Origin of the sequence: Cetobacterium somerae, from assembly GCF_022430525.1 — a bacterium.
Taxonomy (GTDB): domain Bacteria; phylum Fusobacteriota; class Fusobacteriia; order Fusobacteriales; family Fusobacteriaceae; genus Cetobacterium_A.
The window spans coordinates 234751-255973 of the sequence record NZ_CP092519.1 but is presented as its reverse complement, the minus strand read 5'-3'; the positions used below and the strand labels follow the sequence as shown (position 1 = coordinate 255973).

Sequence of the window (21223 nt, the reverse complement as noted above, 5' to 3'; positions counted from 1 at the left end):
TTTTTATTTTAGTACTCTCATGATACCCCACCATTTTTTTCATGTAAATCAGCTATTTTTTATATTCTTTTTTCTATGTAGAAGATTTTTATTTCTACTTTTCACTTTTATTTCCTCTATCAATATTTTTCTTCTGACTTGAAAGAATTTAGCACATATAAAATAGAATATTTACATTTTAATCCGTTATATAATAATATATATTCGTAAAAAATTATGTTTTTTATTTAAATCCCTAAGGAGGAACCCTATGAACACCATAAAAAAAGAACTTAGAAAGAGCGATATTCTTTCTTTGATGGATACCCTTTCTAAAAAAAATTATAATCCTATCTATGCTGAAAATCTTGAAGAAGCAAAAGAGATTATTCTTAATTTAATTCCTCTTCACTCTTCTATAGCTTTAGGAGGCTCAGTTACAATTAACCAACTTGACATTATAGATACTTTTAGAGGTGACGAATATCATCTCTTTGATAGATATAATCAGCCCGATTGGCCTAGTACCCTTCAATGTATGAGAGAAGGACTCTTAGCAGACTTTTTTCTAACTAGTACAAATGCTATTAGCAAAAATGGAGAACTTATCCAAACGGATTCTGGTGGTAACAGAGTTGCTAGTTTACTTTTGGGGCCTAAAAATGTTATTGTTGTTTGTGGAATAAATAAGCTTGTTGATACTTGGCAAGAGGGAATGAATAGAATTAAAGAGTTTGTTGGACCTTTAAACTCTAAGAGAATTAACCACAAAACACCATGCAATATCTCTGGAGTTTGTGAAGATTGTCAAACAAAGCAAAGAATCTGTAACTTTACATCTGTAATTAAATCTGGAAAAAGAGTTGGAAATCCAATAACTATTATAATCATAAATGAAGAGGTGGGTTACTAATGGATCAAAATATAAAATGGTTTTATAATAAAAAAGCTGAAAACATCACAAAAGTACTACTTTCTAAGGAATATGATGCTATTTTTATAGATCATTTGGATAATATTAAAGATTTTTTAACATCTAAAATATCACCATCTGAATCTTTAGTTCTTGATGAAACACCTTTTTTAAATCTTCTAGAGTTATCTTCTCCACTAAAGGAAAAAGGGTGTACTATATTTGATTATAAAAAGGATCGAGAAGCTATTTTAGCTGATAACTTTATTACCCAATGTGATTTTATCACAGAAAATGGTGAGTTAATTTTTTCAAATGATTTTGCAAGTTGTGCAGCTATTTTTGGACCTAATAAAATATTCGTTATTGTTAGTGCATATAAAATTATTAAAAATCTTTCTGAAATGGACAAAAAATCTATTAACAACTTTAGTGTAATTCATCACGGACGAAAATTTCCTAATAAATATACAGTTATTGTAGTTTCAGAAAATATATAAAATAAAAAAGCAGAGATTAGACTCTGCCTTTTTTATTTTACCAATATTTTTTCCACTCTGGTTTAAATAGTCTTGTTAAAGCCTCTAAATAATAGTAATCTCCCCAAATATTACACTCTTTAACTCCTGATCCGTGAGGAATTGAGTAAACTGCATCTGTTAAAAGTCCATTAGAATAATCTAAATCTTTTGTACTGTAATTTTTCATAAGTGATTTCATCATTTTATGAGCTGCATTTAAATAGATCTCTCTATCTGGATCATTTGCATCTAAATATTGATCCATCTCTAAAATTCCACATACTGCTATAGCTGCAGCAGATGTATCCCTTGGTTGTCCAGATCCATCTGTAAATACTAAATCCCAGTAACATACGTCATCTTCTGGTAGATTGTTTATAAAGTAATTTGTAACTCTTTTATAAAGGTCCATGTATCTCTTATCCTTTGTATAACCATAAGCTAATGGGAATCCATAAACTCCCCAAGCTTGTCCTCTTGCCCATGCTGAGGTATCTGAATACCCTTGCGCTGTAACTCCTCTTGTAGGCTCTCCTGTCTCATGATCAAAGTAATACGTATGGTGTGTTGATGAATCCTCTCTAACAACAACACTTGAAGCTGTTGCTAAATGTTTTGCACCTATTTCAGCAAACTTTTTATCTCCAGTCATCTCTGTTGCCCAAAATAGTAATGGTACATTCATATTACAATCTATAATCAGTCTATAATCCTCTGGCTTTCCTAAGTCTCCCCAAGCTTGGATAAATTGCCCCTTCTCTTGGAATCTAGTTATTAAGTGCTCCGCAGCTTTTATTCCAACCTCTTTAGCTAACTCACTTCCTGTAACTCTTTCTTGAGCAACTGCCGAAAGAGAGTATAAAAATCCTATATCATGATGATTTACATGAACTTTATTCTCTATTCTTGTTTTATACCCCTTTAATTGATATTCAGCTATTTTTCTATATTTTTCATTTTCAGTCATCTCATAAGATAACCATAACATCCCTGTCCAAAATCCAACTGTCCAGTCATCAAAATCCTCTGCATTTTTTGTCCCAGGATATATATTATTTACACTAGCTGCTCTTGGGTATGTGTCTATAAATACCTTTGAATTTTCATCTACTTTTTTCATTGCTTCGTGCATTGCAAAAAACATATCCTCTTTCGACAATCTAAACTCTTTTGAATATTTCTCTCTTGTCTTTTTTAATATCTCCATTTTTATCTCCCCTCTTATCAAGTTTAAGTTTTAAACTTTCAGTTATAATTTAAATGGATTATACGAGTATTTTTTTTCATTGTAAATCTTCTTTTTTGCATCTCCCTTTTTCTATCTCTCTTTTATATCCCATTTTAGCTCTATTTTTCCAAAATCTCTTCTGGATTAAATTGTGTTGGTGAGATACCCTCGTATTTTTTAAAAATTCTTATAAATGTATTAGAACTATTATAGCCTAACTCTTCTGCTAAATCTTTTATTTTTATATCTTTTTTATCTTTTAATATCTCTTTTGCTTTTTCTATTCTATAAACATTTATGTAGTTTTTAAAATTGTCCCCCATAACTTTTTTAAACAAGATACTCGTATACTTAAAAGATAATCCCAAATAATCTGCTAAATTATCTAGTGAAAAATCTAAGTGATAATTATTATCAATATAGCTTTTTATTTTTTCTCTTATTACTTCACTTTCATCTTGTTCACTACTTTTTTTCTGCTTACAAATTTCAGATATAAGTTCATTAAAAATAACTCTTATCTTATCTAAATTCCCAGTTTTCGTTATGCTTTCTATATTTATATTTTCACATTCTAAAGAACTTTCAAACTCTTTTAACTGAACAACAACTCTGTTTAAAGTATTGTACAGTAGTCCCGTAAACTCTTTTATATCTTTTTTATCCATTGCTTCTGGATTTATTCTATCTACAAATATCTCATCCACTATTTTTTTGGCACCTTGTAGATTTCCATTTAATAATTTTGAAACTAATTTAGCTTCTGTTTCAATAGGATATGTCAGTATCAATTTTCCACTTTTTATATTTTCAGAGAATAAAACTTTTCTTCCTTTAGCCATAAACTTAGCGTCTAAAATCTTCTTACAAGTTATATATTCTTGAGGAAAACTTTCTAACGATACAAACTCATGAGATACTGCCGCTATTAACTCAACATTATATTTTTGCCCAATATTTTCAAGTATAAAGTGAAAAGCATCCTCTATAACAGAGTCACTTTCCTCTGGAATTATGAAAGCTATACTTTTATAATCTATATCTATATGTTCATAAACACTCTCTGTTGATAAACTATCTTTTAGATACTCTCTTGCCAAAGTAAAATTTTTAAAATCTAACCCCTCATCATCACTATCAAATATTTCAACTAAAACAATTTTTAATTTCCTTCCTTGAAGAGCCTTTACTTTTCTCGTTAACTCTCCAATCTCACCAATTTTCCTTATGCCCAAAACAAAATCTCTTAAATTTTTTCTTCTATCTACAACAGCTAAACTATTTATTTCTCCTATCAAATCTTTTCTTTCTCTATACAACCTAATAGAGTAATCTATTAGCATAGCTAATAAAGCTAATCCAACAAATATTACAAATGATTTTAAAAATAACATTTGATAGAAAGTAGCATTATTTGGTGTATATAAAAACTTAAAGTTTAGTCCGCTACTTCTTAAAACATATCCATTATTTCCTTTTCTCTTTGCTACAATATTCTTATCCAAATAGTATATTTTATTATCTTTTAATATTTCCCATTTTCCCATCTCGTTTCCAAAAAGATCTGAGAAAAAAAGTTCTCTATCTAAATTTACAATCCAAAAAATTCCTTCTTCTAAATTAAAAATTTTATTTTTTAAAATAAAGCTTATCTCTTTTTCTTGGGGTATTAAAATCAAATTTGAACTCTCTTGATTTTTTTCTTTCGCACCGATACTTTTCAGATATGTAAATTTATTTCTAGTACCATCTCCCGTAATTATAATATCTGAGTTTTCTTTTCCTAAACTTAGAGTATAACCACTTTTTCCGTAAATATTATTCTTCTTTTGGATTTCCTGGAGAACCTTTATTAAATTATAGTACGAGATTTCCTTTGAATTATAGTATTCTTTTATAGGTTCCGTATTTTCTAAATCTCCAATAGACGACATAAATAATTCTATTTTTAAATTTATTTTATTCAAAAGTCTTTCAACTCTTAATTCTTCCTCTTTTTTATATCCTCTATATTCATTTACCCCAAATAAAAATATTATTATTGAAGAAAAAATTAAAAAAAACCATAATTTTTTATTAAAAACAACATTTCCCCGTTCTTTTTTTAACATATTGCCCCTTTTATAAAACTTTTTTATTTATTATACTACAATTATAACTTCCCATGCAACAGTATAATTAATTGGGTTCATTCCTAAATCTATCCAAATTTTTACAAACTTGTTATCTTCCTTACCATATATTTCCAAATTTATTTTTTCACTTTTATAAAATTTATATATTAAATTACCTAAAGATATCTCTTTAAACTCCCCAGTTATAAAAGTATCCTTCATAGGCTCTCCATCAATACAGATAGTTTTATTTTTCAAATTTGAAATTCTCATATTAGCTACAGTTGAGTATACCTCTCCCTCTCCTGTTATATAGTTCTCCAAATAAACCATACCTGTCTTTTTAAATATATAGTTTTTCTTACTACTTAATTTTCCATTCCAGTTGATAAAATCCATATAGGCAACTCCTGAATCTTTATCTCCGTAACCTTCAGCTACGCTATTTTTTGGCATGTTACCTACAGAACTTTCCACACCTTTTATATTTTCCATATTCATCTTTATCTCTGTTGTCCCTGGAATATAGTAAAAGTCTACCCCTTTCCAATAATCAATATATTCATCACCCTTTGAATATACATACACTGCACCATCACCTGTGAACCATCCTTTTGTATTTTCTCCATTAAATGTTTCAAAGTTCCCAATTTTTTTTGAGTGCATAGCAAGTCCTATTGCAAACTTTCCATTTCTATAAAAAACTCTATTCATCTCATTAAAACACTTTACTTCACTAGAGTAGTTTTCAACTTTAATATTTGAATTTTCCAAAACCTCTTTAGAAAGATTATAAAAAATAGCTTTCTTCTCTTTTTCTGTATATAAATAATATTCATCTAAAGACAACTCTCTTTTTGCTATTTCTAAAAGTTTTACTTTATTTTCTTCATCTACTCCATGAGCTAATAACAGTAAAGAGTTTATAACCTCATGTCCTATCTGGTGATCATTTCCATCCCTTGTTATAGCTCTACCATTAACTATATCTGTCATAGCTCCCTTGAAAAATAGTGGTTCAAATGATGAATAAACTCTTTCACATATTTTTTTAGTATCTATTTTGTTCCTAAGTTTTTCATCTACCAAGTATATTATTTCAGCAATTCCAGATAGTAAAACATTTCCATAAGTTCCTGCATATGGTATAAATCCATGCTGTATAAATGATCCATCTGCATAAAACCCATCTCTATTACTTAGTGTTTCTATATTTTTTTCAGATATTATCTCTAAAGTTTCAGATATAGACTCCACAGCTTTTTGACATATCTCTAAATCTTTTAAAAGAGCACCTCTTAAAAATATAATTTTGCAAGTATCAATTAAGTTTCCTCCAGTTGCTGGTCTTAAAGGCGACCCACTTGGATGTATTGCCACAGGATTATTTCCTAAGTATCTCTCATCTGGTAAAAAATATCTTGTTACATCTATTATCTTGTCTATTAACTCTTTTTCTAATCTCTCTAAAAAAAGAATCAATATATCATTTAATAGTAACGGATATCCAATCTCCCACTGCCACCAGTTTGTATGTTCTACAGATTCCAAATTATAGTAATTTTCATAGTGATTTTTCAATACTTCGTTAGCTATTAAAAATATTGTCTCATCCTTATAGTAAATTGAATTCTCTGTATTATAAGCTACCCCTAAAGTTAATATTTTTTTATAACTATCTCTAACTCTTTCTACTAAAACTCTTTTTTCGTTCTCTTCAATTAAAGTTTTATTCTCTTTATATTGTTTTAAAATATCTTCACACTCTTGCTCTAATTTTTTTAAAGTTTCTACTGGTGCAATTTTCCCTGTTAAATATTCTATACGTTTTTTTAATATGTCCCCCATTTTACACTCCCTCTTGTAATCTTTTTTCTATATTTATTAAACTCTTTTGTCTTTAATATACTTGCTACAGTATTTTTAGTAAATATACCATTTTCTTTAAATATCATCTTTTTTCTATAAGAAATATAACTTCTATAGAATAAAAAAGTGTACGTCTTCTAACTTCAAGACATACACTTTATTTTTTTCTATAATTCAATGGGGATTCTTTAAACTTTCTTTTAAAAATTAAAGTAAATGCGCTTGGAGATGAAAAGGATAAAATATCAGATATGTATCCGATTTTGTAATCTGTAGTTTTCAATAGTATAGCTGCTTTAGTTAACTTTTGATTTAATATATACTCTGATGGAAAAACTCCTAAATATTTTTTAAACTGCTCCTTTAATATTTTATTATATATTTTAAACTCTTTTTCTACATCACTAACAGTAACTCTCCTATCAATATTAGAGTCTATATATAGAAGAATATCCATAAAATTTTTATCATTTAAATAATTGAAACCTATATTATTTTTTCTTTCACCTAAATAAAAAATTATATCTAATAATAATTTAAAAAACGTTAACTCTTTGTCCTCTATTTTTAAAGCTTTTTCAATTTCAAATAACACTTTTTTTAAATTATAGATTTTTATTCTTCGATGTTCTTTCTTTTTTATCTTGTTATTTAGTGTTTCTAATAAAGAACAATCTTTTATTCTGAAAATATCTAGTTTACACTCTTTTGTTAGAACTAAAATACTATTAAAATAAAATTCATTACAGATTATCAAATCTCCCTCTTCAAAAAAAATATACTCCTCTGAACTATAGTAATATAACCCTTTTCCTTTTGCACAAATCCTAATAACTGTACCATTTAAATTTTCTAAATCTTTAAAATATCTTCTTTTTCCTTTTATATCCCTATAATTAACTCTAAACAGTTCATAAAAACTATTCTTTATAACCTCTACTTCACTAGACACTAATTTTCTATCCTCCTATTTAAAGTCAATAAATTGGATATCCTCTCGCTACCTACTTTTTTATAAAAAATCTTTAATTTTACTGATTACCAAATCATATTTTTCTTTAATAAAGGACATCGGGGGACATCTTTATATTCGAAAATTATTTAAAGTAAATGCGAGAGGATATAGACTTTCTGAAACTTCTTGATTTTAGTAAAATAGTCTTGTTCTTATAGTACTCTATTTTAACAGAAAAAAATGTCATTTTAAAAAAAATTTTAACACTTTTTATAAAAAAAAAGACTAGATCAACTAGTCTTTTATCTTTTGATTAATCTCTATATGCGAAGAAATGTTCACAATCTCCAAACTCTTTCTCTTTTAACTTCATTAACTCTTTTATAACCTCGTTAAAGTCAATATTTGAGTACTCTAAGTCTTCAATTCCTCTATCTATAATAGTGAATCTATCATCGTCAACCTTTGTTAAAGTTATTTTGTGAGCTTTTGAGAACGGTTTTCCTTTTTTAGTAAACTCTTCTCTCTCCTCTTTACTAAACTCAACTTTTTCTCCTGTTTTCATGTTGTTAACACAATCTAAAATAAATGCTTCAAACTTTTCTACTGTTATTTTTTTAGACATAGTAATTCACCTTTCCCTTAAATATATATTAGTTTTATTTTTTACTCTCTGTAACTCTTCTTCTACAAAAAATAGATTTTTCTTTTATTTTTTTATATATTTTTTTATTTCACAATTCTAAAGGAATTTCTTTCTTAAGTTAGTAAAGTAAAACATACAATCATATAAATAATTTAATTATAGTTTAACTATAGAAGGAGGCTACAATGGCTCTAAAAGAGGATTTTTATAAGATTTTAGAAGTTAACAAAAATGCCAGTGAGGCTGAGATAAAAAAGGCTTATAGAAAACAAGCTCGAAAATATCACCCTGACAAATTTAGTTCTTCAAGCGAAGCTGAAAAAGCTACAGCTGAAAAAAAGTTTAAAGAGGTAAACGAAGCTTACCAAATACTATCTGATCCAGAAAAAAGAACTCAATATGATAATTTTGGTCATGCTGCTTTTGAACAAGGTGGTCCTAGTAGTTCTCAAAGTTATGGTCAATATGGTGGTGGACAAAACTATCAAGATTTTAACTTTGGTAATTTCAATTTTAACTTCAATGAATTTGGAGGTGGAGGAGGTGACGAAGATTTAGGAGATATCTTTGGATCTTTCTTCGGTGGTAGAGGAGCTAAGAAAAGAGGCCCTCAACCTGGTGGAGATTTATCTATGGAGATTGAAATATCTTTAGAAGAGTCTGCTAAAGGTGGTGAAAAAACTATTCGTTATGCTCGTACTGGAAAAAATGGTGCACCTGAAGAGGTAGAGAAAAAATTCAAAATACCTGCTGGTATAGCTGATGGTCAAAAATTAAAATTAGCTAAATTTGGTAACGCTAGTACAAGTGGAGGATCACATGGTGATCTTTACATACATATAAAAATTAAACCTGATGATCTTTTTGTAAGAGATGGATATGATGTTATATGTAAAGTTCCTATTAGCTATTATACTGCCGCCCTTGGTGGCGAAGTGGAAGTTCCAACTTTGAGTGGAAATAAAAAAATTAAGATACCTGCTGGAACTCAAAGTGGAAAACGTTTTGCTTTAAGAGAATATGGTATTTTCAATCCTAAAACTAAGAAAAAAGGAAACCATTATGCTGAAATAGTGATTGAGGTTCCTGTTGATTTAGATGAGGAACAAAAGACTTTACTTAAAGAGTTTGATGAAAAATTAAAAGATAAAAATAGAAAAATAAAAACTAGCTTTATAGAAAAAGTTAAGAGATTTTTTAAATTATAAAAAAGTAGCGGGTATATTTAACATATACCCGCTAAATTTTTTAATGTATTTTCCATAACTATATCTTTTCCTAGTTTAGTAGGATGAATTTTGACTTTTTGCTCTTTTTTTATTTCTAAAATATAATTATTTTCTTTTGCTTTTTTTACAAAAATTGAAATACTTCCCTTAGATATACCTATCTCTTGAGCAATTTCCAATTGAGTTACTCCTGGATTCTCATTTATAAATTTTAACAGCTTCATATTACCTTTTGATAACTTCATTTAACAGCCACCTTTATTTTCTCTATAATTTTTAATCTATTAAATTTCTTCTCCTCTTCTATTGACATTTTTTCAAAAATTTCATTAAATTTTCTATTATTTTTTAAAAAAGCTTTAACAACTATTCTTTCAAATTGCTTTCCCTCTTGACTTTTAATAATTTCACTAGCCTCTTCATGAGAAAAAGATTTTTTATAACAACGCTTTTGCCTTAAGGCATCATAAACATCTACTAAAGCAACTATCCTTGCTTCAATAGGAATAGAATCACTTTTTAAACCTTTAGGATATCCATTGCCATCAAAATGTTCATGGTGATATAAAGCTATATTTTTAGCTACTTTTCCAAAACCTAAATACAGCAATATTTTTCTTCCGTATAAGGAATGCTTCTTCATTTGATTAAACTCTTCTTTAGTTAACTTCCCATTTTTATTTAATATTTTTTTAGATATAAATACTTTCCCCAAATCATGCAGTGATGAAACCAATGATATTTCTGAAACTAAACTACTTGGACACTCTAATTCAAGAGCAATCTCTTTTGAATATAATTTTATTCTTTTGACATGTAACCAAGTATCTTTATCATACAATCTTATAAAAAACTCTAAAATATACGATACCAACTCTTGATATTTCTTATGAATAGTACTCCCCAATTATCCCTCCGATTAAACTCTAAATTTAGAATATTTCTATTTTAACACTATTACTTCTATTGAGTAATGCCAATTTTTTTTTAAAAAAAGAAAATTTAATTGTGCATATATATTATTTTTTTAGTAGACATCATTCTTATTTACTAGTATTATATTTAGATTAGTATTCTATTTTTTGTATAATTAAGGAGGGAATTTGCTAAGTGAAACTTAAAAATATAGATATTCATATTTTTAAAATATTAATAGCTAATAAAAAAATCGCACTAAACGAGATTATTAAAATTTACAGTGAAAGTGAAAGTAATATAAAAGCCAGTTTAAATAGACTTGATTATTTTCTAGTTAACTTTAATTACGGTTATGTATCTAAAAAAAATACTACCTATAGTTTACATTTAACTCCTAATAAAAAATTTGATAAATCTTTAAATAGTTTTCCTGCGCTTTCATCTGAAGAACGAATTAATTACTTTTTAATAATTCTAGCTTTTGAAAAAAAAATAAAGATATGCTCAGTTGCAAAATGTTTTGATGTAACTAGAAATACTCTATCTTCTGATATTAAAACTTTAAAAAACAAGCTTTCTAACTATAATTTGACCCTTGATTCTATTCCATGGAAAGGACTTTATTTAAAAGGAGACGCTCGAGACATATATATTTTCTCTATTAAAACTATTTTAAAGTTTTTAGTAAAAAGAGAATCTAACCAATTAGTTTATAATATTTATGAAAATCTTATTAATCCTACAATAAAAAATTACTATGACAATCACCTTCCACCTAATCTTGACTATGAATTTAAAAAACTTTCTATTGAGATTTTAAAATACTTTCATATTGAAATTGATCTTTATGGAGTAAATACATTAAAAGCTATTTTTATTTTTTTAACATTAAATGAAAATCATAATGCTGTATTTAAAAATAGCCTTATCTTTCTTGAAAAATTTAAAGAAATAGAAGAGACTTATACTAAAACACTTAATAAACTTCTAACATCAAGACTTTTAGACAATAATAAAGTTATGCTTAACAATATAGAGTTTATAGTTATCTCTTTAATTCTTCTTCAAAAAAAAATTTTATTTTTAAAGGTTAAAAAAAATACCCCTCCTATTATTGCTGATATTGAAAATCTCTTTAATTTAAAGTTTAATATTCTAGATAAAGTGGAGTTTTTAACTCTTTTAGATATTTCAAAATTCAATTATGAGTACGATATATATAACTATCATAAAATTCCTAAAGAAAAATTTAAATTTCCTGAATTGTTAGTTGATGTGCTTAAAGAGTTTTCAATTAAACATAATTATAAAATTCTTCCTCAAGATTTTTATATTTTAGCTCATTTTCTATATAACTTAATTTTTAATACTTATTTAAAAATTCTAGTTAATAAAAAAATTCTTATTTTAGATTATAGTAATAATAATTGGATTGGAACTAATATAAAATCTAAATTAAGTAAAAATTTTAAATTTAAAAATATAGATATTTTATCAATATATATGCTAGATTTTTTTAGTACTAAGGTTTTAGAATCTTATGATTTTATTATTTACTCTTTATATTCTGATACTTCTACTATCCCACCTAGTCTAGTTTTACTAAAGGATAAACTTATTATTCTTGATTATTTAGATTACTTTGAAGCTAGCTATTTAGTAAATAAGCTTCTTTTTAATCGTTATCTTAATAATAAAAAAGCTAAGCATACCTAAATATGCTTAGCTTTTTTATTTACATATATAACTTCCCTGAAAGAAAATAGTTTATTCCTGAGGCTGGTACTGCTGTTTGAATTGTCTCTTCATAATTATATTTCTGATTAAATATATTATTCACTCCAAAACTTACATTAAACATCTCTGTTACCTCATACGTAACCATTAGGTCTGTATAGTTATGACTACTAATCTTAGTATCTATTGCATTATTGTCTTTCCCATACTCTTTGACTAAATAACTTCCAACAAAATTAAAATTTACATTTAATTTAACTTTATCAGTAACTCCATAACCAGCTCCTAAAATAACTTTTCCTTTCGGAACCATAGGTAACTCTTCTCCACTATATAGTCCTTTAGTTATCTCTGTATTTACATAAGAAAAAGATTCATACATTGTTAACTTTCCAAAATACTGCTCTAAATATAGTTCTCCTCCAAACTTTCTAACTTTATTTAGATTTTTATACTGCCACTCTTTAATAGCTGGATTATACGAATTTTTTTGAATCAACATTATTTCATCATGAGTAAATGTTGCAAATAGAGATAAATTTATGTAAGTGTTTTCTACTAAATCTCTAACTCCTACTTCAAAATTATCTGATGTTTCAGATTTTAAATTATTCTTTATGTACTTCATATCCACCTTATCAGTTATCTGTCCTGGAAGTGGTGATGTAAAACCTCTCTCATATCTTGTATAAAAAGTTCCTGATTCACTATATCTGTAGTTTGTTCCAATCTCAAAGGCATAGTTATCACTTTTCTCTTCATCTTCAATACTCTTATACTCATGGATTTTGCTCATAGAGATTACTTCTGTTTCACTATCTCTTTTTCCACCAAATTTTGAATGTTCATATCTAGCCCCTAGAACAAGTTCCCACTCTCTTCCTAAATCATATCTATTAAATCCATAGATAGCATTTGTCTCTTTAAAAATATCATTTTTAAGATCTACCCTAACATCACCTTTTATTTTATAATTTGGTTTCTTTTTTGGAAAAAATTCTCCGTTAGCTCTAATTTCACTACTACGTAAAAGTTTTGTATAGCTATAATCATACCCTAAAATAAACTCACCCTTTTCATAAGTGTGTTTTCCTCTTATTTTAGCTCCTCTAGTATCCTCTTTAAACTGACCACTCATAGTTGCTAGTAAATCCTCACCTAAAATATCAAAAGGCATATGCCCTAGTTTTGGGATCTCGTAGTCTATTAAAGATTTTTCTGTAAAATCTCTTTTATAACTTTGATAATAAAAAGTACTTAAAAATGTAAGCGAATCACTAAATTTAAACTCATAATCCAAAGAATAAGCCTCTCTTTTTGAGCTACTTATTACTGGAAAGCCCTTAGCTTTTCTATCTTTTTCTAACAGCTCTTTCTCTACTCCTGTTGAGTAATCTCTATTTTCATCAAAATATGACATTTGAAACTTCACTCTATTTTTATCATTAATTATATAGTCTACTCCACCACTAAAACCATTAGATTCTTGAGAATCTCCATCTCTATAACCATCTCCTTTTAAGTAGTTATAGTTAAAATTTCCATATAGATTATCAGTTAAATTTTGACCTAAAGATAATCCTGTATTTCTAAAATTATATGATTTTATTGATCCCTCTAAAACTAAGTAGTCTTTTCTCAAAGATGATTTTGTTATAATATTTATAATTCCTCCAGAACTTCCAGATCCATTTAATACAGTTCCACCACCAGGTATTATCTCTATTTTCTCTATAGAGTTTAAAGGTATCGTATTTATTGGAAGTGTTCCCATAGAATCATCAATTGGATTTAAACTTACTCCATCTTGTAAAACTTTAACTTTAGAAATAGATTTTTCTCCATTTCCTCGAATATCAACTCTTGGCCCAAAATATGTATCTTGAACAATTATATTAGGCGCTCCTCTTAAAGTATCCTCTAAGTTTTTATAATTCCCATTATCTATCTGCTCTTTAAGTAAAAGTGTAACGTTTTTATTCTCTGTAAGAAGAGGCGTTTCAAATCCACTAGTTGAAAGAATAACTGAATCCTCTAGCTTTATTGCCTTTTCTTGAGAGAATATGCAAATAGTTGTAACAACAGACATCGCTATAACTTTCAACAATTTCATTTTCCCATCCCCTTTTCATAGTCCCTAAAGATATTTACGTCTACTTAAAGAATGTTCCTTTGGAACTTTTTTTATTATTTTATTAGAATTTCTTCTACTGGTTGAACCTTATTTTTATCCATTGGAAGTATTTGTTCCTTAACTTTTCCAAAGTCTATCTTCTTTAAATCAATGACTCTTATATTTTGATTATACATAGTTTTATAATAAAATAACTTTTCATTTAAATTTATAGCTGTTGTCCACTGAGTTGCACTTGTTACATCCTCTGGTATTTGATTTTTATCTGCATAAGTCATTCCAATTGGAATATCAAAATTATTTAAAATATGGAAAGCTTGAGCTATTCCCTCCTCATTTCCAGACATTTTAGGAGTATTATTAGCATAAAAAGCTGCCCTTACAAATCTTGAAGGTGGTGTTACATCTCCTGGTAATCCCCACATTCCTGACCCCGCTCCAAGTGCAAATACTTTTTGTCTACCTAACATCTCTGGTTTGTTTCCATTTAAACTTAAGTTTACATAGTTATTCAAATTTGTAAGCTGCCAATCAAATCCTGGAGAGTTTGTTAATACTCCAACTGGATTATCGTATATTTTTAGTTCTCCACCTTTTATAATCTCAATTACAATGTTCCCTCCATTAGCATCTGATACTCTCCAGTGTCCTGTTGGAGATGGTTGTCCATCTTGAATTATTATTGGTACTACATCTATTTTTTTAATAGCTTCCTTTACCTCTTCAACAGTGGTAAAACTTGTTAGCATCCATTTAACTAAATCCATATCATTTAAAGAATTTTTCACTTTTTTCTCATTAAAAGGTGCTAACTCTCCATAGTTTAAAAAGAAAAATACTCCTGCATTTAACCCTTTTTCATTAACTCCTTCACCTATTAACGATTCATGTTCAACAGAAGCTCCCACAAATCCATATTTTCCTTTCCATTTTTTCCCAAGTTTCCCATTTGGCATATGCGATTGATACTCTTTACCTCTTGGTTCTATTATTATTTGACTATTTAACTTATTTTTAGACCATTCAATTGTTCTTGCTTGTATATTATTTTCATTTTCTGTTTTTAAAGATATTCCCGTACAAGCATCTACATCTATTTTACTAAAAGCTATTAAACATGATAGTATCACTATTTTTTTCAACATTTTATTTCCTCCTAGTCTTTATTAAAATCATTATAGCACAATAAAAAAGCTAGGTAAATTAACACCTAGCTTTAGTAACCATTAAAACTTAACTCTAATTCCTCCTGCAACTCTCCAAGAGTTATCCTCTGAAAATATATATTTATACTCACCATAAAGAGATAATCCATCCCATAGATTTCCAACTTCAGCTCTTACTCCAACCTCTTTCGAAAATCTATTTTTATTTTTTAAATCAATCTCTCCAGTTTCATCTCCTAAACTATTAACTTTAAATTTAACTGTTTCATCCAGACTATTAAGTTCTTGTTTTACTCCTAAATTTAAGGCTAAATTCAAGGAACCTTTTCCAACATTAAATATCTTTCCTAAACCAGTTCCCACATATCCACTACTCAAAAATCCATTTAAATTATCTAAATCTAAATTATAAGTTCCTCCACTCTCACTTATTCCTCTTTGAAATATTCCAATACCTTCAACTCTTGCAATTGGCTCTAAATAAATCGGATCAAATTCATATCTTTTAGATATTTTTCCTAGAGCTCCAACATAATAGTTTTTAATATCTGAACTTAATTTTTCATTTAAATTTTCAAAAGTTATATCTGAAAAATCATCATTATAATCTAAATATCCCAGTTGAACATTTCTATCTAAATCACCTTTAGAATATCCTACAAAGAAGCTACCAAAGGCATTTATACTATCTTTATTGTAATTTAAATATCCTGTTCCTTGGAACATATTGTCCTCTCTTTTTCCTTTTCCATCTTCAAATTTAGAGTTTAATCTAGTATAACTTAAAATCCATCCAGAGCTTAAACTCTCTTTTATTGGATAGTTTTTACCTATAAAAAAACTATTTAATTCATCTGTATATCCTAAAATATTTTCATATCCACTTTTTTTCATTTTTTCAAAAGAATATCCAAAAATATAGCTTTCTTTATTTGTTGCTTGAGTTTTTTCAGATATTTGATTTAAAATAGTTTCATTTGTAAATACTATTGCATCATTTGTTTGATAGATTAAAGATGGAAAATATCCTCTACCAAAAACTTCATCTAAATACCATTCAAATTGAGCTCCACTTTCTGAAGAGGCTAGTATATCAAAAAGCTCATTTTTTGTAGAATTATTAGAGTCATAGTAAACATCTTCTAAATACTTAGCTAAAACATCATTAGTTAATATTTCAAAACTATTTCTTTTAAACTCATAAACTCCATTATTTTCAACTACCTCATACAAAGCACTATTACTCTTCACTTCTTTTGAGCTACTTGGAATTGAAGAATGTAAGTTTAAACTTCCTGAATTAGAATAATTAGATCCTATATAACTTCTTCCTATTAAAACTGTTCTAAATGATTTTGGAGCAGTAGTATTTAAAACTCCTCCTTTTTCCATAATCACTTTTCCACCATAAGAAAGAGTTTGAGTATTAGTCGGATCCTTAGAAATAACTCCCCAGTTATAAACTGTACCACCGTAGTTTACCATTCCATATTTACCTAAGTTTATAACTCCTGTCGCCATATTTTTACCTATGGCACCATCTTTTAAAAAATATGCGTAATCTGTTGTTAATACCTCTCCTGGTACTGGAGCATTAGTATACATAGTTATTGTTCCTCTATTTTCTAGTACAACAGCACCCTCACCTGTCATAGCATTTGTTCCTCTCATTAAACTCTCTGGTGTTCCTATATTTATAACTCCTGTTTCTGAATTCACTGCTGTTCCAAATCCATTTATAAACATAGCTCCACTCGGATATTCTAAAGGATTACTTCCCACGTTATAACTTGGAGTAGTCATAGTTATTGTTCCATTGTTTAAAATACTCCCATTTGTAGTCATCATAGCAGAATTACTATCTAAAACTGTTAAATCTCCATTATTTACAGCACTTCCACCACCGCTTACATACATCCCTGCAAAAACTCCCAAAAGAGATACTTTTCCAGAACTTGCATTCTCTATACTACCAGTCCCTGTTACAACCATAGCATATCTTGCAGCACCTAAAATACTACCTTTATTTATAAAACTTCCGTTTTCTACCGTTGCACCTACTGTATAAGTATTATATAAATTTATTGTTCCATTATTTAAACCACTTCCAGTACCTAATAATTGCATGGCTACTGTATTATTTGAAAAAGGCATAGTTGCATTTATTGTTCCATTATTCTCAGCATATCCAGAATTTAATATATTCATTCCTATTCCACCATAAGAAGCTATATTTATGATTCCACTACCTTGATTTATTATTGTACCTCCATTAGAACCTTGCATTCCTACTAACGTTTGAATCTCTGGAAGTTTATTTAGTGATATAGTATTTTCATTTTCTATTGTATGTCCTTCCTTTACACTTCCCATTCCTATTTTATTGCTCATATCCACAGTTAAATCTCCTCCCAATGGAGATACTCCTGTTTTCAAGTCAACTCCTTCATAGAATACATTATTATAAAATATATATTTTTCTACTGGTGGTTTTGGTGTATCTGGTACTACTGGATCAGGTATTGGCTGTATTGGTGTAGGGGGTTTTACTGGCGGATCTGTAGGTTTTACAATTGGTGGTTTTGGTGGTGTAATTATCGGTGGATCTACTGGTGGGTCTATTGGTGGTGTTACCGGTGGGTCTACTGGAGGAGTTACTGGTGGATCCACTGGTGGGTTTACCGGAGGATCTATCGGTGGATCTACTGGGGGCTTTACTGGTGGGTCAACAGGTGGTAGAACTGGGGGTGGGGTTTCAATCTCTTTTCTCGAATATAAAGATCCATTTTTTAAATAATAGTCTTCCTCTTGATTTTTAAAATACATAAAATCTGACCAAAAAATTAGTCCCTTATCTTGAGAAAAAATTCTCGTTCCATGTAGAGCTAAAAAAAGTAGCAAGAATCTATACTTTTTCATATTTATCACTCCTTTTACAAATTTATATGCATTATACAAAATAACTATATCAATCCCTTTATTCCAACTTCACTTTATTTTTTGACTCATGATTCAAAAAAGCTTTGACTTTTTGTGGAATTTGAATTATAATTCAAGTGTAAGAAATTTTTAAACTTTTTCCAAAAATCAAATCAAGAAAAAGCTCTTATTTAAGGGCTTTTTTTTGTAAGAAACAATCGGAGGTACAAATATGTCTTTAATAACTATTGCTAATACTGGCGAGGTTATAAATAATCAACTTTATTTAATTAACTTTATTGATGACTTTCACTATAATCTTCTAAATAAAGAGGAGAAAATTAACTATATATTAAATTTCAATCTAAATAAATTCCCAACTTTTTTAAGGGAGGATTTAGTTAATATTGAAGCTGAGCAAGAATTAGAAAAATATCGTTTAAAATTCTTTCCTGAACTTCCATCTAGATGCGGAGCACAATTTGCCTTTGAAAAATTAACTGATCTTTTAACTGCAGCTAAGATGTATGGCTGGAAAGGAACTATTTATAAAGTATCTATTGATACAAGTAAAGAGTACACTCTTTCTAAGCATAACGCTGATATAATATCTGAAATTAGAAACTCTGATTTTAAGTCTATATCAAATATATTAAAAGATTATTGGACTGGGGATATTAAATGGGAAAAATGTCATGATAGAGATATTCACTTTTTACCTACAACAGAATATTTAATAGAAGGAAGTATCAATATTATTGAAACTTTAGACAAAGCCATATAATAAAAAATAGCAGTTTATACTGCTATTTTTTTTATTATATAATCTTAGAAATTTTTAGGTTGTAACATAAAGTAAGCTTTTGGATGCTTACAAACTGGACATAACTCTGGAGCTGACTCTCCTATATGTATGTGCCCACAGTTCATACATTCCCACTCTTTTACTGACTCTCTTTTAAATACATTTCCTGACTCTATATTTTCTAAAAGCTGTTTGTATCTAGCTTCATGTTGTTTTTCTATTTTTCCAACCTCTTCAAAAAGAATAGCAATATCTTCTAATCCCTCTTCTCTAGCTTCTTTAGCAAAAATTGCATACATATCTGTCCACTCATAATTTTCACCTTCAGCTGCATCTTTTAAATTCTCAATAGTAGAAGCTACTGTTCCTCCATGAAGAAGTTTAAACCAAATTTTAGCATGTTCCTGCTCATTATGAGCTGTCTCTTCAAATAATTTAGCTACTTGAACATACCCCTCTTTTTTAGCTTTACTTGCATAGTAAGAATATTTGTTTCTCGCCATAGATTCCCCTGCAAAAGCTTCTAATAAGTTCTTTTCTGTTTTTGTTCCTTTAATGTTGCTCATTATTCCTCCCTTGTATAAACGCATCATCCTATCATCCTACGTTTAAAATTTGTAAAAATAAATTATACCCTTAAAGTATAATTAATTGATTCTATCAAATTCTTAAAAAAAAGTCAATACGAAATATATTAAATTCTATTATCAAACTCATCTAGTATCTCCGTTTGAAATTCTAAATATTTTTCTCTTTTAATGACAATGTCTTTTAATTTTGAAATTTTATCAAAAATTAAGATGTAATACCTCACTCTCTCTTCTAAAAAATAGTTCTCTTTAAACCACTTAATTAATTCTTGTCTTCTTTCTTTATCAGTATACCTTTTGTTCATTAACTCCTCTTTCTTTTATAAAATTTTTAGTTGTTATCTATAAATATTTTATATCCTCAAAATCTCTTCTATATCTCTTTTTTATTTTATTAAATAAAAAAGAGGAAGTTTTATAAACTTCCTCTTATCTCTTTTATTTGGTTTATAACTATTCTTACTATTCTCACAAAGATAATTGATATAAAGAATACCGCCAATGTTGTTGCTGCTACTCCAAAGTTATACCAGAAAATTCCTCTATTTTCATCAACTGTTGCAATATATTTTGAATATTTTAAAATTGCTGTAGATCCTATTGCTAAAGGGAATGTAAACGATGCGTATACTGGTGTAAATTTAAGTCTTATTATTTTAACCATTGATATGTAAAGCAGTGCTGTCATAAATATTCCTAGTGGAAATAAAAATCCTACCATTGCTGGATTTGGAGTTTTAAAAGCTACTAAATATCCTGCTAAACAAAGATTAGGTGGAGCTGCCATAATTGCAAAAGTTGGAAGTCTCGCATCATCAATCTTTTCAACAAATATAACTCTATATAACATCATAGGTAACATCACTATATAAAAAGCAAAACCTATGTAAAATATCACTTGTGCTAACTGTGGCATCCCCATAACTGCTGAATCCACTGATGCTACAACTATCCCAATTGGTGGTACAAACCAACTTGGAACCATGTGCTCAATATTCCAAGAACGAAATCTATGATATATAAATGAGACTCCAAATATTAGATGTAAAAGTATACATAGTAGCCATAAACCTTTTCCTAAAGATGGTGAAAACTCATATAGTACAACTGAGAAATTCATTAAAGCCATATCTAAAGTAGGTATAAAACTTCCTAATGTTGGATGCTTCAGTTCCTCTTTAAATACATCAAAATGTAATACATTTTTTATAATTATAGGTAGGAGTAACATCAAAGATATAAAGTTTCCTATATATAACGCTTTTGGATTAAGTATAACTGCTACTGCACCGCTCACTCCAGAAACACCTAGAGCTAACCCTGTAAGAGCCACTGGCAAATACTTAAAATAGTTTTTCAAATTCTTCATTTTTCCTCGCCTCTGGTTTTAATATATATTTTTATATCACATTATAACACACTTTTGAACCAAGGTTCAACTTTTTTTGTACATATATAGTTTACATACGTTAATCATACATATATTGCACTATTATACCT

Annotated in this window: 18 protein-coding genes; 5 read left to right on the top strand and 13 right to left on the bottom strand. The window is 28.3% G+C overall.

From position 1 onward, the window contains the following. Positions 1 to 250: 250 nt before the first annotated feature. On the top strand, positions 251 to 892 hold the full coding sequence (locus MKD34_RS01145; protein ID WP_240219326.1) for a lactate utilization protein: 642 nt from the start codon (positions 251 to 253) through the stop codon (positions 890 to 892). Next, positions 892 to 1392, top strand: a complete 501-nt coding sequence (locus MKD34_RS01140; protein WP_240219325.1) for an LUD domain-containing protein — start codon at positions 892 to 894, stop codon at positions 1390 to 1392. Before MKD34_RS01145 ends, MKD34_RS01140 begins: the two co-directional genes overlap by 1 nt. Positions 1393 to 1429: 37 nt before the next feature. Here the strand turns inward: MKD34_RS01140 and MKD34_RS01135 are convergent, their stop codons facing one another. From MKD34_RS01135 to MKD34_RS01115, 5 genes are all read right to left on the bottom strand, one after another. Further along, entirely contained in the window at positions 1430 to 2620 is a 1191-nt protein-coding gene (locus MKD34_RS01135) for a glycoside hydrolase family 88 protein (protein ID WP_240219324.1), read from the bottom strand. A 140-nt stretch (positions 2621 to 2760) separates the two neighbouring features. Beyond that, positions 2761 to 4752 (bottom strand): helix-turn-helix transcriptional regulator, encoded by a 1992-nt coding sequence (locus tag MKD34_RS01130; RefSeq protein WP_240219323.1) that lies wholly within the window; start codon positions 4750 to 4752, stop codon positions 2761 to 2763. A 30-nt stretch (positions 4753 to 4782) separates the two neighbouring features. Continuing rightward, positions 4783 to 6603 carry a polysaccharide lyase family 8 super-sandwich domain-containing protein gene (locus tag MKD34_RS01125; protein ID WP_240219322.1) on the bottom strand — a complete coding sequence of 607 codons (1821 nt, stop codon included), beginning with the start codon at positions 6601 to 6603 and terminating at the stop codon, positions 4783 to 4785. 178 nt (positions 6604 to 6781) lie between these two features. Further along, entirely contained in the window at positions 6782 to 7576 is a 795-nt protein-coding gene (locus MKD34_RS01120; RefSeq protein ID WP_240219321.1) for a helix-turn-helix domain-containing protein, read from the bottom strand. Between the two features lie 316 nt (positions 7577 to 7892). Beyond that, positions 7893 to 8204: a hypothetical protein gene (locus MKD34_RS01115; RefSeq protein WP_240219320.1), complete on the bottom strand. Its 312-nt coding sequence runs from the start codon at positions 8202 to 8204 to the stop codon at positions 7893 to 7895. Between the two features lie 206 nt (positions 8205 to 8410). On the opposite strand from MKD34_RS01115, the gene MKD34_RS01110 reads away from it, so the two are divergent. Beyond that, complete coding sequence (locus MKD34_RS01110) at positions 8411 to 9433, top strand: DnaJ C-terminal domain-containing protein (protein ID WP_240219319.1); 1023 nt, start codon at positions 8411 to 8413, stop codon at positions 9431 to 9433. 17 nt (positions 9434 to 9450) lie between these two features. On the opposite strand, the gene MKD34_RS01105 is transcribed toward MKD34_RS01110, so the two are convergent. Both MKD34_RS01105 and MKD34_RS01100 read right to left on the bottom strand, forming a co-directional pair. Next, complete coding sequence (locus MKD34_RS01105) at positions 9451 to 9699, bottom strand: winged helix-turn-helix transcriptional regulator (RefSeq protein ID WP_240219318.1); 249 nt, start codon at positions 9697 to 9699, stop codon at positions 9451 to 9453. Beyond that, complete coding sequence (locus MKD34_RS01100) at positions 9696 to 10361, bottom strand: HD-GYP domain-containing protein (protein ID WP_240219317.1); 666 nt, start codon at positions 10359 to 10361, stop codon at positions 9696 to 9698. Before MKD34_RS01100 ends, MKD34_RS01105 begins: the two co-directional genes overlap by 4 nt. A 203-nt stretch (positions 10362 to 10564) precedes the next feature. Between MKD34_RS01100 and MKD34_RS01095 the strand changes: the two genes are divergently transcribed. Then, a complete protein-coding gene (locus tag MKD34_RS01095; RefSeq protein WP_240219316.1) occupies positions 10565 to 12088 on the top strand; it encodes a helix-turn-helix domain-containing protein in 1524 nt (507 codons plus the stop codon). A gap of 19 nt (positions 12089 to 12107) precedes the next feature. Here MKD34_RS01095 and MKD34_RS01090 read toward each other — a convergent pair whose 3' ends face one another. The 3 genes from MKD34_RS01090 to MKD34_RS01080 all read right to left on the bottom strand — a co-directional run bounded on the left by MKD34_RS01090 (position 12108) and on the right by MKD34_RS01080 (position 18328). Beyond that, positions 12108 to 14222 carry a TonB-dependent receptor gene (locus MKD34_RS01090; RefSeq protein ID WP_240219315.1) on the bottom strand — a complete coding sequence of 705 codons (2115 nt, stop codon included), beginning with the start codon at positions 14220 to 14222 and terminating at the stop codon, positions 12108 to 12110. A 74-nt stretch (positions 14223 to 14296) separates the two neighbouring features. Next, positions 14297 to 15388, bottom strand: coding sequence for a linear amide C-N hydrolase (locus MKD34_RS01085; RefSeq protein WP_240219314.1), 1092 nt, complete (start codon positions 15386 to 15388; stop codon positions 14297 to 14299). Positions 15389 to 15469: 81 nt separating this feature from the next. Beyond that, positions 15470 to 18328, bottom strand: a complete 2859-nt coding sequence (locus tag MKD34_RS01080) for an autotransporter outer membrane beta-barrel domain-containing protein (RefSeq protein ID WP_240219313.1) — start codon at positions 18326 to 18328, stop codon at positions 15470 to 15472. Positions 18329 to 18560: 232 nt separating this feature from the next. Between MKD34_RS01080 and MKD34_RS01075 the strand changes: the two genes are divergently transcribed. Further along, on the top strand, positions 18561 to 19112 hold the full coding sequence (locus MKD34_RS01075) for a hypothetical protein (protein ID WP_240219312.1): 552 nt from the start codon (positions 18561 to 18563) through the stop codon (positions 19110 to 19112). 44 nt (positions 19113 to 19156) lie between these two features. On the opposite strand, the gene rbr is transcribed toward MKD34_RS01075, so the two are convergent. From rbr to MKD34_RS01060, 3 genes are all read right to left on the bottom strand, one after another. Next, complete coding sequence (rbr, locus tag MKD34_RS01070; RefSeq protein ID WP_240219311.1) at positions 19157 to 19699, bottom strand: rubrerythrin; 543 nt, start codon at positions 19697 to 19699, stop codon at positions 19157 to 19159. Between the two features lie 128 nt (positions 19700 to 19827). Beyond that, positions 19828 to 20028 carry a hypothetical protein gene (locus MKD34_RS01065; RefSeq protein ID WP_240219310.1) on the bottom strand — a complete coding sequence of 67 codons (201 nt, stop codon included), beginning with the start codon at positions 20026 to 20028 and terminating at the stop codon, positions 19828 to 19830. A gap of 110 nt (positions 20029 to 20138) precedes the next feature. After that, on the bottom strand, positions 20139 to 21092 hold the full coding sequence (locus MKD34_RS01060; protein ID WP_240219309.1) for a TDT family transporter: 954 nt from the start codon (positions 21090 to 21092) through the stop codon (positions 20139 to 20141). Positions 21093 to 21223 lie beyond the last annotated feature (131 nt).